Annotated in this window: 17 protein-coding genes; 11 read left to right on the forward strand and 6 right to left on the reverse strand. The window is 68.4% G+C overall.

The window, feature by feature from the left end; genetic code table 11:
* Window positions 1–130 precede the first annotated feature (130 nt).
* Entirely contained in the window at window positions 131–1,240 is a 1,110-nt protein-coding gene (locus AB0J02_RS36150; protein ID WP_363198085.1) for a HAMP domain-containing sensor histidine kinase, read from the forward strand.
* A gap of 17 nt (window positions 1,241–1,257) precedes the next feature.
* Here AB0J02_RS36150 and AB0J02_RS36155 read toward each other — a convergent pair whose 3' ends face one another.
* Window positions 1,258–2,247 (reverse strand): NAD-dependent epimerase/dehydratase family protein, encoded by a 990-nt coding sequence (locus tag AB0J02_RS36155; RefSeq protein WP_363198086.1) that lies wholly within the window; start codon window positions 2,245–2,247, stop codon window positions 1,258–1,260.
* Window positions 2,248–2,383: 136 nt separating this feature from the next.
* Window positions 2,384–3,442 carry a vWA domain-containing protein gene (locus AB0J02_RS36160; RefSeq protein WP_363198087.1) on the reverse strand — a complete coding sequence of 353 codons (1,059 nt, stop codon included), beginning with the start codon at window positions 3,440–3,442 and terminating at the stop codon, window positions 2,384–2,386.
* 163 nt (window positions 3,443–3,605) lie between these two features.
* Between AB0J02_RS36160 and AB0J02_RS36165 the strand changes: the two genes are divergently transcribed.
* The gene (locus tag AB0J02_RS36165) at window positions 3,606–3,887 is read left to right on the forward strand and encodes a DUF3253 domain-containing protein (RefSeq protein ID WP_363198088.1); all 282 of its coding nucleotides are present in this window, start codon (window positions 3,606–3,608) and stop codon (window positions 3,885–3,887) included.
* A gap of 14 nt (window positions 3,888–3,901) precedes the next feature.
* On the opposite strand, the gene AB0J02_RS36170 is transcribed toward AB0J02_RS36165, so the two are convergent.
* From AB0J02_RS36170 to AB0J02_RS36185, 4 genes are all read right to left on the reverse strand, one after another.
* Window positions 3,902–4,567, reverse strand: coding sequence for a DUF5701 family protein (locus tag AB0J02_RS36170; protein ID WP_363198089.1), 666 nt, complete (start codon window positions 4,565–4,567; stop codon window positions 3,902–3,904).
* Window positions 4,568–4,718: 151 nt separating this feature from the next.
* Complete coding sequence (locus AB0J02_RS36175; RefSeq protein WP_363198090.1) at window positions 4,719–5,861, reverse strand: ABC transporter ATP-binding protein; 1,143 nt, start codon at window positions 5,859–5,861, stop codon at window positions 4,719–4,721.
* Window positions 5,862–5,878: 17 nt separating this feature from the next.
* Entirely contained in the window at window positions 5,879–7,531 is a 1,653-nt protein-coding gene (locus AB0J02_RS36180; protein ID WP_363198091.1) for an iron ABC transporter permease, read from the reverse strand.
* Between the two features lie 156 nt (window positions 7,532–7,687).
* A complete protein-coding gene (locus tag AB0J02_RS36185) occupies window positions 7,688–8,833 on the reverse strand; it encodes an ABC transporter substrate-binding protein (RefSeq protein ID WP_363198092.1) in 1,146 nt (381 codons plus the stop codon).
* Window positions 8,834–9,583: 750 nt separating this feature from the next.
* On the opposite strand from AB0J02_RS36185, the gene AB0J02_RS36190 reads away from it, so the two are divergent.
* From AB0J02_RS36190 to AB0J02_RS36230, 9 genes are all read left to right on the forward strand, one after another.
* Window positions 9,584–10,264 (forward strand): GntR family transcriptional regulator, encoded by a 681-nt coding sequence (locus AB0J02_RS36190; protein WP_363198093.1) that lies wholly within the window; start codon window positions 9,584–9,586, stop codon window positions 10,262–10,264.
* A gap of 276 nt (window positions 10,265–10,540) precedes the next feature.
* Window positions 10,541–11,437 (forward strand): hypothetical protein, encoded by an 897-nt coding sequence (locus tag AB0J02_RS36195; protein ID WP_363198094.1) that lies wholly within the window; start codon window positions 10,541–10,543, stop codon window positions 11,435–11,437.
* Between the two features lie 76 nt (window positions 11,438–11,513).
* On the forward strand, window positions 11,514–12,380 hold the full coding sequence (locus AB0J02_RS36200; protein ID WP_363198095.1) for an amidohydrolase family protein: 867 nt from the start codon (window positions 11,514–11,516) through the stop codon (window positions 12,378–12,380).
* A gap of 61 nt (window positions 12,381–12,441) precedes the next feature.
* Window positions 12,442–13,527: an ABC transporter substrate-binding protein gene (locus tag AB0J02_RS36205; RefSeq protein WP_363198096.1), complete on the forward strand. Its 1,086-nt coding sequence runs from the start codon at window positions 12,442–12,444 to the stop codon at window positions 13,525–13,527.
* Between the two features lie 20 nt (window positions 13,528–13,547).
* Window positions 13,548–14,633, forward strand: a complete 1,086-nt coding sequence (locus AB0J02_RS36210) for an ABC transporter substrate-binding protein (RefSeq protein ID WP_363198097.1) — start codon at window positions 13,548–13,550, stop codon at window positions 14,631–14,633.
* 29 nt (window positions 14,634–14,662) lie between these two features.
* Window positions 14,663–15,898: an MFS transporter gene (locus tag AB0J02_RS36215; protein WP_363198098.1), complete on the forward strand. Its 1,236-nt coding sequence runs from the start codon at window positions 14,663–14,665 to the stop codon at window positions 15,896–15,898.
* Window positions 15,899–16,210: 312 nt separating this feature from the next.
* A complete protein-coding gene (locus AB0J02_RS36220) occupies window positions 16,211–17,005 on the forward strand; it encodes an ABC transporter ATP-binding protein (protein WP_363198099.1) in 795 nt (264 codons plus the stop codon).
* 138 nt (window positions 17,006–17,143) lie between these two features.
* Window positions 17,144–17,773 (forward strand): SRPBCC domain-containing protein, encoded by a 630-nt coding sequence (locus AB0J02_RS36225; RefSeq protein ID WP_363198100.1) that lies wholly within the window; start codon window positions 17,144–17,146, stop codon window positions 17,771–17,773.
* Entirely contained in the window at window positions 17,770–18,630 is an 861-nt protein-coding gene (locus AB0J02_RS36230; RefSeq protein ID WP_363198101.1) for an aldolase/citrate lyase family protein, read from the forward strand. Before AB0J02_RS36225 ends, AB0J02_RS36230 begins: the two co-directional genes overlap by 4 nt.
* Window positions 18,631–18,657: the final 27 nt, after the last annotated feature.

Raw genomic sequence — 18,657 nt, forward strand, 5'->3', positions numbered from 1 at the left:
CGGCCGACCGGCAGAACCAGGACAGCCGACCGGGACAGCCGACCGGGACAACAAACCAGGACAGCCGACCGGGCAACCGAAGAATTCGCGGATCATCCGGAACGACGAAAGAACTCAGGGACGACCGACCGTGCGCGACAGCCTCCTCATCGCCCTCTACGCCTTCGCCGGCGCCGCCGCCACCGGCCTCGCCGGAGCCGTGGCGCTGCGCCTGCTGCGCCGCCGCTCCCTCACCGCGTCGCTCGCCGTCGTCGCCACGGTCGGCGTGGTCGCGATGCTCGCCGGCACCCTCGCCGTGGCCTGGGCGATGTTCCTCTCCCGGCACGACCTGACCGTGGTGACCACGGTCGTCGCGATGGCGGCCGTCGTCTCGCTCGCCACAGCGCTGGTACTGGGACGGTGGGTCGTCGCCCGCAGTCGAGAACTCGCCGTGGCCGCGCGCTCGTTCGGCGAGGGTGGCGACTTCACCAGCCCGCACACCCCGGCCACCGCCGAACTGGAGGCGGTGAGCCGGGAGCTGGCCGCCACCAGCGCCAAACTGGCCGCATCCCGGACCCGTGAACGAGCCCTGGAGACGTCCCGGCGCGAACTCGTCGCCTGGATCTCGCACGACCTGCGCACCCCGCTCGCCGGTCTGCGCGCCATGGCGGAGGCGCTGGAGGACGGGGTCGCCACCGACCCCGGCCGCTACCTCACGCAGATGCGCACCGAGGTCGAGCGGCTCAACGGCATGGTCGGGGACCTGTTCGAACTCTCCCGCATCCACGCCGGAGCCCTGCCGCTCAACCCGGCCCGCGTCTCCCTGTACGACCTGGTGGGCGACGCCCTCGCCGGCGCGGACGCGCTCGCCCGCGAACACGGGGTACGGCTCATCGGGGACCACGTCGAGCCGGTCCCCGTCGACGTGGACGGCAAGGAGATGAGCCGCGTCTTCGGCAACCTCCTCGTCAACGCGATCCGGCGTACCCCCGCGGACGGAACGGTCGCCGTCGCCGCCGAACGGTCCGCCGACGGCGTCGTCGTGTCCGTCACGGACGGCTGCGGCGGCATCCCCGAGGAGGACCTGCCCCGCGTCTTCGACACCGGCTGGCGCGGCACGCACGCCCGTACGCCCCCGGCCGGCGCGGGCCTCGGCCTCGCCATCGTGCGCGGCATCGTCGAGGCGCACCAGGGCCGGGCCACGGTCAGCAACATCCCGGGCGGCTGCCGCTTCGAAGTGACGCTGCCGGCGGCCCCGTAACCCTGTCCGGGACGGCGTCACTGTTCCCGCGCGAACTCCCGCATCCCGTCCTCGAAGCCGATCTCGGGCCGCCACCCGAGCCGGTCCCGCAGCCGCGACGAGTCCGCGGTGATGTGCCGGACGTCCCCCAGCCGGTACTCGCCGGTGACCACCGGTTCCGGCCCGCCGCACGCGTCGGCGAGCGCCCGCGCCAACTCCCCGACCGTGTGCGGCTCTCCACTGCCGGTGTTGTAGGCGGTCAGCGTTCCCGCGTCCGCACCGGCCTCCAGGGCGACCACATTGGCCGCCGCCACATCCCGTACGTGGACGAAGTCCCGCCGCTGCCGCCCGTCTTCGAAGACGGGCGGCGCCTCGCCGCGGGCCAGCGCCGAGCGGAAGAAGGAAGCGACGCCCGCGTACGGGGTGTCGCGGGGCATCCGCGGCCCGTAGACGTTGTGGTACCGCAGCGACACCCCCGTGCCGCCCGTGCTGCGCGCCCAGGCCGCGGCGAGGTGTTCCTGGGTGAGTTTGGTCGCGGCGTACACATTGCGCGGGTCGGCCGGCGCGTCCTCCGCGACCAGCCCGGGCTCCAACTCCTCCCCGCACAACGGGCAGGCGGGCTCGAACCGTCCCGCGTCCAGCTCACCGGCGGCGCGCGGACCCGGCCGCACCACTGCGTGCCGTCGGCACCCGTAGCGCCCCTCGCCGTAGACGACCATCGAGCCGGCCAGCACCAAGCGCCCTACGCCCGCCTCGGCCATGGCTGACAGCAGCACAGCCGTCCCGAGGTCGTTGCGGGAGACGTATTCCGCCGCGTCGACGACCCCGTTCCCGAGACCGACCATGGCCGCCTGGTGACTGACGGCGTCCACCCCGTCCAGGGCCCGCGCGACCGCCACCGGATCCCGCACGTCGGCGCCCGGGTCGTCCCGCACATCGAACACGACGGGCTCGTGCCCGCGCGCTGAGAGCGCCTCGACGACATGGGACCCGATGAACCCGGCACCGCCGGTGACCAGTACACGCATGCCGCCACGCTAGGTCCGCATCGCTTGCGAAGCGCTGGACAGGGCCCGCGCGTCATGGATCCGTAAGCCTCTGTGGTCGTGCGCGTGATCGATCCGCGTCCTGTGTCGAAACGCTCGTCGAAACGGCAGAGCTGTCTCAGAGCATGATGAGCAGACGCGTCTTGGGCTTGAGCTTCCTGTTCACCGAACGACTCTGCACGTAGACCTCGAGCTTGGGATTGTTCCCCGCCTTTACGGAGACCGTTCCCTGAATTCCCGTACCGAACAGAAGGTTGCGCGCCGCGTCGCCCGTGTAAGCGCGATCGGTGTCCTTTTCGACCACGATGACTTCCTTGTTCGGCTGGACCTGGGCCCGGGCGCCGAGTTGGTAGTAACAGGAGCCGCGTTCGTAGGTCACGCCCGGGTGCGAATTGACGAACGGGCGGATCTCGACCTCCTTGTCGACCTTCAGGAGCCGGTACCTGTCGGCGGGAATCGGTTCGAGGTTCGCCCGCACCTCGTCCACCGATATGTCCTGACCGACGGCGAACAGGTTCTTCGTGCCGCGCACTCCCTGCTCGCGTCCCCGGAGGAAGCTGGTGGCGGCAGCGCGCACGGTGCCGATCGCCTCCTCGACGCCCTTCTGGGAGTCCGCGTCCCAGATGGCGATGTTCCCCGCCGGGAAGCCGTAGTTCTGGGCGGTCCGCTTGGCCAGGGAGTTCGGCACCAGGATCGCTGAAGTCCAGTGGCCCGGAAGGCCGCCCATCTTCGCTGTGATCCGGTCGAGCCAGGGGCCCAGTATGGCCATGTCACCGTCGTGCCGCCGGTCGCCCCCCGACGCGTTCTCCTCGCCGTCCGTCACGACGATCTGGAGGAAGCTGTGCTCGCCGTATTCCTCCCATATGTGTCCGAGGTCCTCCAGGGACTTGAGAGAAGCCTCGATGAGAGCCGTGGCTCCATTGTTGACCTGGTACAGACCCCGCATGGACGGAAGGTGCTTCACGTCCATGTCCCAGACGAGGTTTTCCACTCTGTGGTCGAAGGAGTAGAGGCTGATCCGGGTCTCATGACCGAGGCTGTCCGATTCGGCCTTCAAACCGGCCACGAACTCGTCCACGACGCGGATGAGTTGATTCTGGTGCGGACGCATGGAACCCGAACAGTCGACCACCAGCGCGACGTGATTCACCTTGTGCTGGATCCTGTTTGCAGACATGCTTCTGCTCCCCCTCCGATGCTCCCCGAGTGATGTTTTCACTCTATGGGGAGGCACTGACAATGGCCCTTGACGCCTCGTCACCACCGGATGGTGCGCACCCTCATGCTGTGACCGCCCTCGCCGTCGCGCGGCGGATCACCCGCGGGGTGACACTGAAGAGATGACGGACGACGACAGCGAGCGGCAGATCGAGCGGCGCCTGGAGCGGGCCATCGTGGAGCTGTTGGAGCGGCGTGACCCGACGTCGTCCATCTGCCCTTCCGACGCCGCGCGGGCGGTGTACGCGGGCGAGGACGAGGGCTGGCGCGCGTTGATGGAACCGGCCCGTCGTGCGGCCCGGCGGCTGGCCGCGGCCGGTGACGTCGAGATCACCCAAGGCGGTCGGCCCGTCACGTCCACCGAGGTCCGCGGCCCGGTCCGCATCCGCCGAGCCGGTCGCTGACGGGCGGCCGCCCATCACATTTCGCCGCGGCGTCCCGTCGTGGAGGCGAAGCCCAGCCAGGTGTGCCGGTTGCCCGCCCAGCACCAGCCGACCTTGGGGGCGTCGCGGCGTTCGCGGCCGTCCCGCCCGGTGCCGTTGCTGATCCACAGCGCCGGGGTACGGGCGTCCAGCGCGCCGCCGGCTTTGCGCAGCCGGGAGCCGATGGTCATGAAGCAGTGGTTGCGTTCCAGGGCGGCGGGCTGCTGGATGACCCAGTGGATACCCTCGGTGAGCAGCAACGGAGTGCGGGCCCGGGCGGTCAGTGCGGGAAGGGCTTCGTCCGGGCTCCAGTTGGCCATCTGGTCGCCGCGGTCGAGGCCGGTGAGGACGTAGAGCGGAGCCTCGGGAAGCGCGACCGTGCCGAGTGGGGTGAAGTCGTCGACGTCGGGCATGTCGATGACGACGAAGCCCGGCTTGCCGTCGCGGCTGAGCAGCGGTGCCAGGGCGGAGGCAGGGGCCCGGTCCGGGTGTACGGCAAGCAGGGCGCCGGCACCGTCCGCCGAGGTCCGGGCCTTCTCGGCGAAACGACGAACGTCCGCGGCGGGCAGCCCCGCGCTCTCGTGCACCCCCAGCTCGATCAGCCGCTCGGCCTGCGCGCTCAAGGGTGGGAGTACGGAAAGAGCACTGGAGTTCACGGGCATGGTTTCCGGCACGATGCTCCCAGGGGCGGTGGCGTGGACGGGCCCGTAGAGAACGAGGCGGGCCGCCGGAAGGTTCCCTGCCGCTGCTGGTTCCGCAGGCCTTGCTGCAACCGGTGGTCCCGCATCCGGAGGACGCGGGACCACCCCGCCCTCAACTCGCCAGATAACTGGTCGTGGCCGGGTCGAACCGCACCACCACGTCGTCGCCGGGGCGGCAGCCGAGGCCGGCCCGGGCAGAGACCGTGAGCGGTACATCCGCGGCGCGCACGACCAGTTCGAGCCGGTCGCCGAGGAACTCGGAGGACTCCACGGTGCCGGGGAACTCGTCGTCTCCCAGCGCCGGCGCCTCTTCCCGCACGGGTCGCACCTCGATGTTCTCCGGGCGGGCGCACACGAATCCGCCGCTGCCCGGCCGGTGGTCCTGACCGACCGACGAGCGGAGGCAGAGAACAGGACCCACCTCGGTCTTCGCGATCACACCACCGCCCTCGCGACGTGGTGACACATCCTGCACAGGCAGCAGGTTCGCGCTCCCTATGAAGTCGGCGACAAAGGCCGAACGGGGGTGGTCGTAGAGCCGTTCCGGCCGGTCGATCTGCTCGACGTGCCCGTGGTTCATCACGACCACCGTGTCCGAGAGCGCCAGAGCCTCGGCCTGGTCGTGCGTGACGTAGAGGGCGGTGACCCCGAACTGCTCCTGGAACGAACGGAGTTCCTGACGGAGCTTGGCCCGCAGCTTCGCGTCGAGGTTCGACAGCGGCTCGTCGAGGAGGAGAACCTCGGGATCACCGAGCAGAGCACGGGCGAACGCCAGGCGCTGCTGCTGCCCGCCGCTCAGCTGAGTGGCCCACCGGTCCGCCATGGGGGCAAGTCCCACCTGTTCGAGCATGTCCATGGCGCGCTTGCGTATGTCCTGGCCCCGCCGGCGGTTCCGTCCGTGCCGCATCGGAAAGGCCGCGTTGTCCAGGACGGTCATGTGCGGCCAGATGCCGTAGGACTGGGGCACCATCGCGATCGGCCGGTCCTCGGGACGGACGAAGCGCTTCTGCGGCACGTCGAACACCACCTGGCCGCCCATCTCGATGCGGCCGCCCGTGGCCCGCTCCAGCCCCGCGACACAGCGCAGTGTCGTGGTCTTCCCACACCCGCTGGGCCCGAGCAGGGTGACGAACTGCCCCTTGGGAACGTCGAAGGAGACACCGTCGACCGCGTACGTGGTCTCGCTGCCCGTCTGCCGCTCGTAGGACTTGCGCAGCTCCGTGATGACGATCGAGTTCACGGGGTTCTTGCTCATCGTTTCCACCATCTCTCTCATGCCTCTTCCATCGTGCTGCGCCTGTTGACCAGCCACACCGCGGCAGTCGAGATCACCACGAGGACCACGGACAGCGCGCTTGCCGTCGGGTTGTCGACGCTGGAGGTGAACGTGTCCCACAGGACCACCACCAGGGTGCGGTTGTCCGAACCGGTCAACAGCAGCGCGATCGGGAGCTCGCCCAGCGCATGGGCGAAGACCCAGAGCCAGGCTTTCCACAGGGTCGGTCGCAGGAGAGGGAGCAGCACCGTCCTCGTCACGGTGGCAGGGCTCGCACCGGTGACGCGAGCGGCTTCGATGAGGCCGTCGTCCAGTTGCACGAGTGCCGTTTGCACCATGCGCGATCCACGGGGAAGGAAGCGGGTCACCAGCGCCACGACGATGATCCATACGGTCCCGTAGATCGGGATGGGGACGTACAGATAGAGGAACAGGACAGCGGCGCCGAGGACGACGCTCGGGATTCCGAAGACCGCGAACTGCGTCTCGAACAGCAGCGTGCTGCCCGGGAACTGGCGTCGGGCCGCCGCCACGGCGATCCACACCGACATCGCCGTGGTCACCGTGGCGGTGACCAGGACGACCTCCGCGGTGTTGATCAGGATCGACCCGATGTTCGGAATGTCCAGCAGGTGGCTGTAGTTGGCGAACGTCATCGACTGCAGCCCGGACCAGGTGATGGGCCGGGTGTACGGCGAGAAGCTCGTCCACAGCAGCGCCAGAATGGGCAGGACGATGCCGATGAACATGTAGACGCAGACGACGATGAAGACCGGGATGCGCCACCGTCCCAGACTCACCCGGGTCTGGCGGTAGCCCTTGCCGACCACGACCCGGAATCGGTGGGTGTCGCGGACGCGGCGCCGGTACACGGCGAGCATGACGAGCGACACCGCGAGGATGAGGACACCGTAGGTGCTGGCCTGGCCGTAGTTGGGGATTCCGCCGGGCGGCTGCAGGGAGTACTGGATGAGGCTGCTGAAGACGAAGATCTTGTCCGGCAGTCCGAGGACCGCGGGAATGGCGAACCCTTCCAGCGCCACGACGACCAGCAGGATCCCGGCCGCCGACACGGCCGGCGCGACGAGCGGCAGGACGATCAGCCGTAGCCGCCGCCACAGCGAGGCACCCACGGTCGCCGCGGCTTCCTCCAGCTCGGGGTTGAGCCGGGCAAAGGCCGGGGCGATCATCAAGTACATGCTGGGGACCCCGAAGATGCCCATGACGAGGATCATTCCGGGGATCGAATAGATGTCGATGTGCACGCCGAACAGCTTGCGGATGAGGATGGCCAGGGGGCCGTTCGCGGGATTCGCGACGAGTGCCCACGCGATCGCCATCACCGTCACCGGAACCGCCATCGGCGCCAGCGCCAGCGGACTCAGTATCCGGCGCCCGGGTATGTCCGTCCTCTCGAAGAGGTAGGCGAGGCAGAGGCTGAGTACCAGCGCGACAACGAGCGAACCGACCACGTAGAGAAGGGTGTTGAGCGTCACCGATCCCAGCCGGCTCGACTCGAAGACGGCCTGGAAGTTGTCGAGCGAGAAGCCGGGGACATCGAAGGGGAGGTCGGTGGTGGAGGGCTTCAGGCTGCTGTAGACAAGGATCGCGAGGGGGACGAGGACCAGGTAGCCGACCAGGACGACCATGGCCAGATTCAGCAGGACGCCCGCTACCGACGAGACCTTGGGTGTCTTCGGTGCTGGGTGAGCATCCGGAGCAGTCGGAGATTCCGCTGTCGGGGGCGAAGGTGTTTCTTCAGTTTTCAGGACCATCGCGGACCTCCCATTCTCTTGTTCGTGTCCTCAGCCGACATCGGTCCCGAATTCCTTCTCCACCTTCGGATAGAACGCGGAGAGGGTGCTGTACTTCTTGAGGGTCTTGGTGCCGTACCACTTCAAGTTCGCTGTGCACAGCGCCTGGAGAACGGCGGTGGCGTCGGCGTCCGAGCAGTCGGTGTCGACCGGGATCCGGGAGTTGTACGTCTTCGCGAGCAGCCGCTGGGCGGCGTCGGACGACAGGAACGAGGTGAGGAGCGCCGCCGCGGCCGGGTGCGGGGCACCCTTCGGGACGTAGAGGTAGGACTCGCTCGCGCTGGTCGGTGAGATCGGCGCGATGGCGACGGGGGCGCCCTTGTCCTTGGCGGCGAGCACCAGGCTGGCCAGGCTGGTCCCGATGCTCACCTCACCCGACTCGATCGGCGCTTCGGCCTGGGTGACGTTCGGCGAGTAGTGCGGCTTCGACGCGGCGAACTTCTTGGCCCACGCCAGCGCCTTCTTCTCACCCATCGAACCGTCCAGATCCCAGACGGACATGAACGAGGCGCGCGACTCCGCCGAGATCCGGCCACCGGACCACTTGGCGTCGAGCACGTCGTCCCAAGTCTTCGGTACATCAGCCGGTTTGACCTTGTCGGTGTTGTAGGCCCAGACCTTGGGCGTGGCCCACACGTAGACGAAGTTCTTGCTGAAGACGTTCTCCGCGCCGACGCCGTACTTCGTCCAGTCGACGTCACCGGCCAGCTTGACGGCCGGGCTCATGGTGAGCCCGCCGGCGTTCGCCACGTCGATCGACACCTTCTTGGCGGCCTGCTCGATCTTGAGCTGACTCACCTGGTCCGGCGCCTTGATGTTGGTGTACTTGACCTTGATGCCGGGATACTTCTTCTCGAACAGGTCGATGGCAGGCTGCATCTGGGCCTCCGGGTTCCAGGAAGCCCAGTTGACCTCGCCGTCCTGTTCGGCCTGCTTCACCAAAGCGGCTTTCGACGAGGGAAGTTCGACCTGCTCGGCGCCCGTTCCGCAGCCTGTCGCGGCGGCTGTTGTCAGCAGCGCGAGCGCGGCCGACAGCGCGGCCCGCCGCCGGGTGGGAGACCCGGACGTCGCTCTCGCGGCGAAGGCGGCAGCATTGCGCCGCGTCGATTTGCTCTGCACGGTGTGACTAATCGCCATCCCCTCCTCAGGGATTCGCACCCAACGTCTTTCGATCAGTACGGAATGCCCGGACCCCGCTGAGTGCCTCGGCCGAGCCGGGCCCGGCGGCGGGGTGACCGTGCCGGGACCGTCGGCGTTGCTCCACCGCGCACCAGCACCGCCGGTGGGCACGCTCGGACGGCACGCGGGATCCGTACGCCGATGTCGGTCGGCCTGCGGTGGGTGATGAACTCTGGACGACACGGCCCGCCGCCGGGCTGCGGCGGTGCGGGCGGCGGTGTGTACTGCTGCTGCCCCATGGCAGCTACTCGCGGCTCGAGTGCTTTGTTCGACAAAATGGACCGTAGCACCGGCCCTGCCCGCCGTGAACCCCGTCACAGCAAATTCCCGCGCACCCGCTGTTTCGCCCTGTCGTGTGCTCGCGCCTGCGTGCCTCGGCCGTGCAAGGGGAGTGGCGCCGGAGCGGATCGGCATCCGAGTCGGCGCTCGAGCGCTCTCCATTGTTGGACAATGAACGGCGGAGGCCTCGGGTGTGGCTGGTCGACGTCGTGCCCGGGTGGCTGAAACTGATTGTTCAACAATCAGCGCGTCGGCGGCGGGCGATCGGCTTGTACCCGCAGGTCCGTGACTGTTAAATTCCGTCTTCTTGTAAGACAAGATGCTCGACGAGGAGAACCGGCTTGACCAGCCCGATGACTCGACTCGCGGGGGCGCGCGGGTGCCCCTCGGAGCATCACTCGGCAGCTCTGCCCGAGGGGCGTGCGGTCCATGGGTGAGCAGGGTTCGGGCGCGCCCGACTCCTCGGCGGCGAGCAGGTTCGAGAAGGCCTATCAGGAACTGCGGAACCTGATCGTCTCGGGACACTTCGAGCCCAACGCCCGGCTCACCGAAGCAGAGTTGACCAGCCGGCTCGACGTCTCGCGCGGCACCATACGGTCGGTTCTCGTGCGACTCACGCAGGAGGGCTACGTCACCAGCGAGCCCCACCGCGGTGTCCGGACCCGCGTGTTCACGATCGAGGAGGCGGCCGCCGTCCTCGAGGCGCGAGAGGTACTCGAATCGGCGCTGGCCGCGAAGGCGGCCACCCACGCGACCGAGTCCGAACTCCAGGAACTCGCCGCTGTCCTGCGGCGGATGGGCGAAGCGGAGGACGCGCACGCCGAAGCCGAGTACTCCCGGCTCAACAGACGCTTCCACCGGCACATACGGACCATCGCGCGGCAGCCCATTCTGTCCGGGTTCGTCGATGTCCTCGTCTATCCCTTGGTCATGCGGCAGTACCGCGACCTCACGCGCACCCATCCCCGCGCGAACTCGCTGAACGAGCACCGCGCCATCCTGGCGGCGCTGCAGACGCACAACCCCGACGCCGCCGCTGCCGCGATGCGACACCATGTCGCCTCCGCCAGGCGAGCGCTGTTGTTGAACACCCGGTCCACCGAAGACTGAGACCGGTCGGCCCCGACGTCGACCCGGAGCGGTCCCTCGTGCCCGTGTCAGCCCCTGCCCGGCCCTCTCCGATCGCCCCACGCGTGTAGCTCCCGCGTGCCTCGGTCCCGCTCGGATTGTTTGACGATTCTGGCTACGCAGCCTTGTGTAGGTGGCGAAACCGCTGTTAGCTTCCCTCGCATTGTCAAACAAAATGTGCGACGACGAAGGAACTGACATGAGTTACCAACACCGCCGCAACACAGCTCCTCACCCCGGCCGCGGACGGTGCGTACGATGACGCGGCTCACGGTGGCGCTGCGTCGGTACCCGCACACCGAGGCGCTTCTCGACGGCACACTGACGGTCCCCGGCTGCGCACTCGACTTTCCCGAAATCGAGCCGATCCACCGGGCGTTCGCCCCGATGGTGCGCGAACTGCGCTACGACGTCTCCGAACTCGCCGTCGCCACCCTGCTGCAGGCCGTCGAGGCCGGTGTCCCGGTCGCCGCGCTCCCGGTCGTCCTCCACGGCAACTTCCACCACCGGTCGCTCTCCGGCTGGGGTGGTGAGGGGCAGCTCCGCCCGGAAGACCTGCGCGGACAACGGGTCGGAGTGCGCGCCTACAGCCAGACGACAGGCCTGTGGGTCCGCGGCGTGCTCAGCGACACCTACGGCGTGCGGGCACAGGACGTGACCTGGGTGACCAGGGAAGGAGCGCACGTCGATGGCGCACCCGAGCCCTCCGACGTCGAGCGCACATCACGCGGACTGGTGGACTCGCTGCGCGAAGGGGATCTCGCCGCGGTCGTCATGGGCGCCCGCTCGGCCGATCACGTGGACGGCCTGGTTCCCCTCATCACCGACTGGAAAGCCCAGCAGGCACGCCACATCGAGCGGCACGGCTGGGTTCCGGTCAATCACCTCGCTGTCGTGCGCAAGGACCTCCTCGCCTCCGACCCGGACCTTGTCCGCTCGGTCTACCAGGGACTCTGCGCCGGCATCGACGCCGCCCGCCCGGCCGAGCCCACCGGCTCCACCCGTGAGCTCGTGGTGCGGCACGGCATCAGCGACACCCTCCTGGCCACCCTTCGGACGGCCATCCGCTACGCCCGCGAGCAGGAACTCATCACGAGCGACCTGGACGCGGAGGACCTCTTCGCCGACTTCACCCGGTACATCGGCAGGCCGTGACCCGCGCAGAGCCGTGCGGGCCGACGTGAGCCGCCGTAGCAACACTGTGCAAAAGGCCCTGTTCAAAGGAGAGTTGATGCAGTACTTCGACACGCACACCCACGCCATCTCGAGCGACTCGGTCGCCTACCCGCCGAAGCCGCTCGGCGGAACCCGGTCGGAGTGGTCCCGGATCCGTCCCGTCGATGTCGACGGCCTGATCCGGAACCTCGACGACGCGGGCATCGAACGTGCGGCACTCGTCCACGCGTCGACGATGTACGGATTCGACAACCGGTACGCGGCTGACGCCCTGGCCAAGCATCCGGACCGGCTCGTGGGCGTCTGCGCGGTCGACTTCCTCTCCGATTCGGCTGTGCCGGACCTCCGGCACTGGATCGAGGAGCGGGGCTTCAGCGGCGTCCGCATCCGGGTGTCCGACGGCACCACCAAGGTCCCCACACCGGGCTCCGGACTGTCGGACGAACGGATGCGCGCGGTGTGGGACTACGTGGAGAGCCGCGGTGTGCCGGTGTGCGTCCAGATGCACTCGAAGGACACGGGCAAGCTCCTCCAAGTCCTCGCCGCCCACCCGGGGTTGACCGTACTGCTCGACCACGCAGGGCGCCCCGACGCCAGTGGCGGGCCTTCGTACCCGCGTCTCGGCGAACTCGGACAGCTGGCCCGCTTCACCGGCGTACACCTCAAGATCACACCGCCGGCCCTGCGCCGGCTCGGGAACGAAGAGGGCGTCGACGTCAGCGAGGTGTTGCGACGCCTCGCAGGCGTCTTCGGCGCCGATCACCTGATGTGGGGTTCGAACTTCCCGGCGTCCGAAGGCACCCTCCAGGAGTTGCGGGACACGATCGAGAGCCGCCTGTCCTGGCTGGCACCGGACGAGCTCGCGGCCGTACTCGGCGGCAATGCCGCGCGTGTCTACAGCGCACCTGTCTTCAACCAGTAGCCGGCGACCGATCCGCCGACGACGTACAACACGACGAACACGACGTGAGGACGCAAGGGCGATGACACACGTATGGAAGAGCGGGGCCCGGCGGCGTTCCGTCTTGACGGCGGCCACCGTGCTGGTCACCGCGGCCGGCCTGACCAGCTGCGGTGGGGGAGGCCAGAGCGCTGAACTCCCGACGTCGATGAGCGCACTGGTGAAGCAGGCCGAGCAGGAGGGCGAGGTCGACTGGTCGGTCCCCAAACCGCAGTCGCAGATGCAGCCGGCGATCGACCTGTTCGAGAAGAAGTACCCCGGCATCAAGGTCAAGTACACCAACACCAAGGCTCCCGACCAGGTCAGCCAGATCAGGATGGAACAGGCCGCCCGCAAGGTGTCGATCGATGTCGCCAACGCCGGCGGGCTGACCGTGGTCCCCTCCGCCGCCATGGCGGACGACATCGACTGGTCGCGGTACGGCATCGGCACCGAGAACATCTTCGACAAGAAGCTGGTGTACATCTGGGCGGTGCCGAAGGTGTGGGCCTACAACACCGACCAGGTGAAAGCGGCCGACGCACCGAAGACCTGGGACGACCTGCTCGACGCCAAGTGGTCCGGTGGCAAGGTCTCGGCGGAGTCGCGGGCGTCGTTCATGACCGCCTGGAAGCTGGACGCGTCCCTGGGCGAGACGAAGGCACTGGCCTGGGCCAGGAAGTTCGCCGCACAGAAGCCGCTCTTCTCGCCGAACACCACGCAATCGGAGGCGCCGATCGAGTCGGGCCAGGTGAGCATCGGCACCAGCCTCATCAACCTGGTCCTCGAGGCGAAGAAGAAGGGCGCCCCCGTCGAGGTGGCCCCGCTCTCCCCGACCAATGCCAACGAGTCCTACCTCTACGTTCCGAAGGGCGCCCCGCACCCCGCCGCCGCGACCCTGCTCACCTCGTTCCTGTCCTCCGACGCAGCGCAGCAGGTCCTCGCGAAGACGTACAACTCCCGGATCCCGGTGGACACCGACTGCTCCGACCCGGGAGACATCCCGGTCCTCGAAGCGATCTGCAAGGCGAACCTGAAGTGGTACCCGACCGCGACCCTCGATGACTACAACCAGCTCACGACCTTCTTTCCCAAGGGCGAGAAGGCACTTGGCACAAACGTCGGGTGACACCCGAGGACGGAAGAGCGATGCGTGAGGATCGAAGAGGCAGGACCCCGCGACGGCTCGCCCTGACAGCGGCAGGTGTGCTGGTCGGCACGCTCGGACTCACCGGGTGCGGAACATCGGCCGAGAGCGCGGCGCTCCCGACATCCATGACCGCCCTGGTGAAGCAGGCGAAAAAGGAAGGTGAGGTCGACTGGGTCGTGCCCAAGCCGCAGGAGCAGATGCAGCCGGCGATCGACCTGTTCGAGAAGAAGTACCCCGGCATCAAGGTCAAGTACACCAACACCAAGCCCGGTGACGAGGTGAGTCAGCTCAAGGTCGAGCAAGCCGCCAAGAAGGTGTCGATCGATGTCGGCAACGCCGGCGGGCTCAGCGTGACGCCGTCGGCGACGCTGGCCGCCGACACCGACTGGTCGAAGTACGGCATCGACGACGAGAACATCTTCGCCGAGAACTTCGTCTACGTCTGGGCCACACCCAAGGTGTGGGCCTACAACACCGACAAGGTCAAGCCGGCCGATGTGCCGAAGACCTGGGACGACCTGCTCGGCAGCGCATGGTCCGACGGCCGGATCTCCGCCGAGTCGCGGGCGTCGTTCCTGGCGGCCTGGCACCTGGACCCGTCCATGGGCGACAAGAAGGCGCTGGCGTGGGCCGAGAAGTTCGCCGCACAAGAGCCGCACTACTCGCCTGACCTCAGTCAGGCCGAGGCGCCGATCGAGTCGGGCCAGGTGAGCATCGGCACCAGCCTCGCCAATCAGGTCCTCGCCGCGAAGGACAAGGGCGCACCCGTCGACATCGCGCCCATCTCACCGACCAGCGCCAACGAGTCCTATGTCTTCGTGCCGAAGGGCGCCCCGCACCCCGCCGCCGGGGCGCTGCTCACTTCGTTCCTCTCCTCGGAGGAAGCCCAGAGCGCGCTCGCCAAGACGTACAACTCACGGATTCCGGTGACCACCGACTGTGCGGACCCGGACGGCATCCCCGTACTCCAGGCGGTCTGCAAGGCGAACCTGAAGTGGTTCCCCACCTCGACGCTGCGGGACTACAACAGCCTGTCGAGCCTCTTCACGAAAGCGGAGAAGGTCCTCGGAACGAACGTGAGCTGACCCCGGACGCTGCTGAAACGAGCACAGTCATGACCAACGTGGCGCACGGGTCCGGGCGTCCGGGCAGCTTCGCCTCGCTCAGGAACAGGAACTACCGCCGGTTCACGATCGGGCAGTCCACGTCCGTGGTCGGCAACTGGATGCAGAACATCGCCATCGGCTGGCTGACTCTCGAACTCACGCACAGCGGGACCGTGCTCGGCATCGTGACCGGCGCCCGCTATCTGCCGATCGTGCTGTTCGGCGCCTGGGGCGGCCTCGTGGTCGACCGCCACGACACCCGGCGGCTGCTGCTCCTCACCCAGATCTGCTTCGGCGCCCAGGCCGCCCTCCTCACCGTGCTGTCCTGGACCCACCTGCTGACGTTGCCGCTGCTCATCGCGTTCATGCTGGCCCTCGGCCTCACGAACGTCCTCGACAATCCCGCGCGGCAGAAGCTGATCGGCGAGCTCGTCGACCCGGAACACCTCAGCAACGCGATCGCGATCAACTCCACCTTCATCAACACGGCGAAGCTCGCCGGACCCGGTATCGCCGGGTCCGTGATCGCCACTCTGGGGGTGGCCCCGTGTTTCGCCCTGGACACGGTGTCGTTCCTGGCCGTCATCGTCAGTCTGCTCAGGCTGCGGACGGCGGAGATGTATCCGGCCGAGCGCGAGGACCACGCGAAGGGGCAGATCCGCGCCGGTCTCGCCTACATCCGCCGTACACCGGAGCTGCTGTACCCGATGCTCATGGTGTACGTGACGGGCATCCTCACCTGGGAGTTCCCGGTGAGCCTGCCGCTGCTGACCACGTCCGCGTTCCGGGCCGGCCCGGCGGGTTACGGCACGGCGATGGCCGTGATGAGCGTGGGCGGTGTGCTCGGCGGCCTGGTCGCGGTGCGCCGGCGCCGGCTCGGTACGCGATCGTTGTCCGTGTCGGCGGTGATCTGGGGAGGCCTGATCTGCGCCGCGGCCATGGCGCCGAGCCTGCCCCTGGCGCTGGTCGCGCTCGTGTTCGTCGGCGCCGCCTCGATCACGTTCAACTCGTCGGCCAAGACCCTGATGCAAGTGACGGCCGCGCCGCGGATGCGCGGGCGTGTGCTGTCGATCTGGTCGATCGGCTGGCTGGGCGGCACGGTCGTCGGCGGACCCGCCGTCGGAGCCATCGGTGCGACGTGGGGAGCCCGCGGCGCGCTGTTCGCCGGTGGGCTCGCCGCGGCGGGCATCGGCCTCGCCGTACTGGCCCTGTCGCTACGCGGTGGCGTGCCCCGCCACGACTGATCCGGCATCTTTGTCGGACAGTTCTTTGCCGACCGTTGACCCTGAATCCTATGAATACCAGGTTCTTCCTGCATGCTTCTTGTGCCGCTCTGGGGGCGGTGTTACGTTCCCATTACCGGTTGTCGGACAATCCTGAACGACGCGAAGTGGCCGCCGACTTGGCACCAGCGGAAGTACACAACCGACCTCGATGCCCCTACGCGTGCATCGCACGCACCACCGTCACAGCACCGTCACCCACGAACGCCGCCACAGGCGCGAGCGCACGGCCCCGCTTCATCGCTTCGCGAGCAGGAGGCCGAGGAGACAGATATGTCGACCACACAGCGCAACTCCCACCCGGAGGCACTCCGTCTCGAGCAGGTCACCCTGCAGTTTCCCGGCACGCACCGACCGGCGATCGAGGACGTGTCGTTCAAGGTCGACCGAGGCAGGGTCGTCGCCGTGATCGGACCCAGCGGGTGCGGAAAGAGCACCATCCTCAACCTGGCCGCCGGACTGCTCACCCCCACACACGGGGAGGTCCACTACGCCGGCGAACCGGTCACCGCCGTCAACTCCGACGCGGCGTACGTGACCCAGCAGTCCCACCTGCTGCCCTGGCTGAGTGTCCGGGCCAACATCGGCCTGGCGCTCAAGTTCCGCAAGGTCCCCAAGGAAGAGCGCGAAGAACGCGTCGCCCACTGGGTGAAACTCGTCGGCCTGACCGGCTTCGAGAACCACTTTCCCCGGGAGCTGTCGGGCGGTATGCAAAAGCGCTGCGCGATAGCGCGGGCGCTGATCTACAACCCGTCCATCGTGCTGATGGACGAGCCCTTCGGACCGCTCGACGCCATCACCCGGCTCGAACTGCAGCAGGAACTGCTCAACATCTGGCGGGAGCAGAACGGGACCCTGATCTTCGTCACGCACGACCTCAACGAGGCCATCTACCTGGCCGACGAGGTCATCGTGATGTCCAAGGGCCCCGGCACCATCCGCCGCGTCATCCACGTCCCCTTCGAGCGCCCGCGCCAGATCGGCTCGCTCGTCGAGTCGCCCGAGTTCTCGGAGCTCTACAACGACCTCTGGGGTCTCTTCGCGGCCGAGCGGAAGGCCGCCGCGTAACGCGGCCGAGCCCCTTCGCCCGGAGCCCGCCGTCCGGCGCTCCGCACCCCAAGCAGCCAAACCACCATGCCGGGTGTGCCGTCATGCCCTTTTCCCCTGACCTGACGTCACACCTGCCGCCGAGTGAGGTTCACCGCTTTGATATCGATCACGGAAGAGATCGCCGTACCGAGTCCGCCCGAACGCGTCTGGGAGGTCATCTCCGACCCCTCGGCCGTCGTGTCCTGCATCGGCGGCGCCGAACTCGGGCCGTCGCACGACGACGGGTCCTTCGACGGGACCCTGGCCATCAGGTTCGGCGGGCTGCGGGTCAAGTTCGCCGCCCGCGTCTCCCTCGACCTGGACGAGCCCGCGCGGGAGGGCCGCCTCACCGCCCGCGGCGCGGACGGCCAGGGCGCCACCCGCTTCAGCGCCGGCGCCACCTTCCGGGTCGTCGAGGGGGACACCCCCGGCAGCTCACGGGTCTTCTGCGACGGCGAGATCAAACTCAACGGCAAACTCGCCAAGTTGATCGAGTCGGGTGCGGGAATGGTGGTCTCCCGGATGACGCAGGAGTTCACCGACCAACTGGTCCAGAAGTGCGCCGCGCCCGCCGAACCGCTCGCGGCAGCACCCGCCGAACCGCGTACGGAACCACCCCGGCCGACCGGCTTGTTGGCCCGGCTGCGGGCGTGGTGGGAGCGGCTGCGGTCCGGGCGCCAGGGACAGGCGACGCGGGATCGCGAGAACACGTCCGGTGAAGCACTCGGCCAGGGAGGTCGGCGATGACAACGTCCAGGCTCAACAAGGTGATCGGCGCCCTGGACGCGGGGCAGCACGTCTTCGCGACCTTCTCCGCGGCCGATCCGACGTCCGCGATCGAGCTGAGCAACTCGGACTACGACGCCGTGGTGTTCGAGATGGAACACAAGCCCTGGGACATCAACGCGCTGAAGGACAGCTTCCAGTACCTGCTGAGCAGGCGCCGCGTCTTCGAGGCCGACAGCCTCGCCCCGGACGTCACCCCGATCGTGCGCATCCCCGCCAACGGCGCGGAGAAGGCACAGTGGCACGCCAAACAGGCCCTCGACCTCGGCGCGTTCGGCATCATCTGGCCGCACATCTCCACGGTGGAGGAGGCCCGCAACGCCGTCGCCGCCTGCCGCTACCCGCGGCTGCCCGACGCCCCTCTCCACCAGCCCGCCGGCCTGCGCGGGGACGGCCCGCACGCGGCGACACGCTACTGGGGCATCTCGAACATCGAGTACTACGCCAGGGCCGACGTGTGGCCGCTCGCCCCGGACGGCGAGATCCTCGTCGGCCTCATGATCGAGGACCAGCTCGGCATCAAGAACCTGCCGGACATCCTCGACCAGGTGCCGGGCATCGGGCTGATCCTGATCGGCGAGGGCGACATGAGCCAGGAACTGGGCTTCCCCCGCCAGTACGAGCACCCGCGTGTCCTGGAGTGCAAGCGGCGGATCCTCGACATCTGCGGCGAGCGCGGGGTCGCCGTGGGCCATCCGCACGTCACCGCCGACAACGTCAAGCAGGTCCTCGACGACGGCTACCGCTTCCTGATGTCCTCGCCGGTGCGCACCTACCCCGGCCTGCACAAGGCCCGGGAACTGACCGGCCGCGCCTGACAGGGCCCCGCCGCCCGCACACCACGC

The organism is Streptomyces sp. NPDC050264, from assembly GCF_040655895.1.
Taxonomy (GTDB): Bacteria; Actinomycetota; Actinomycetes; order Streptomycetales; family Streptomycetaceae; genus Streptomyces.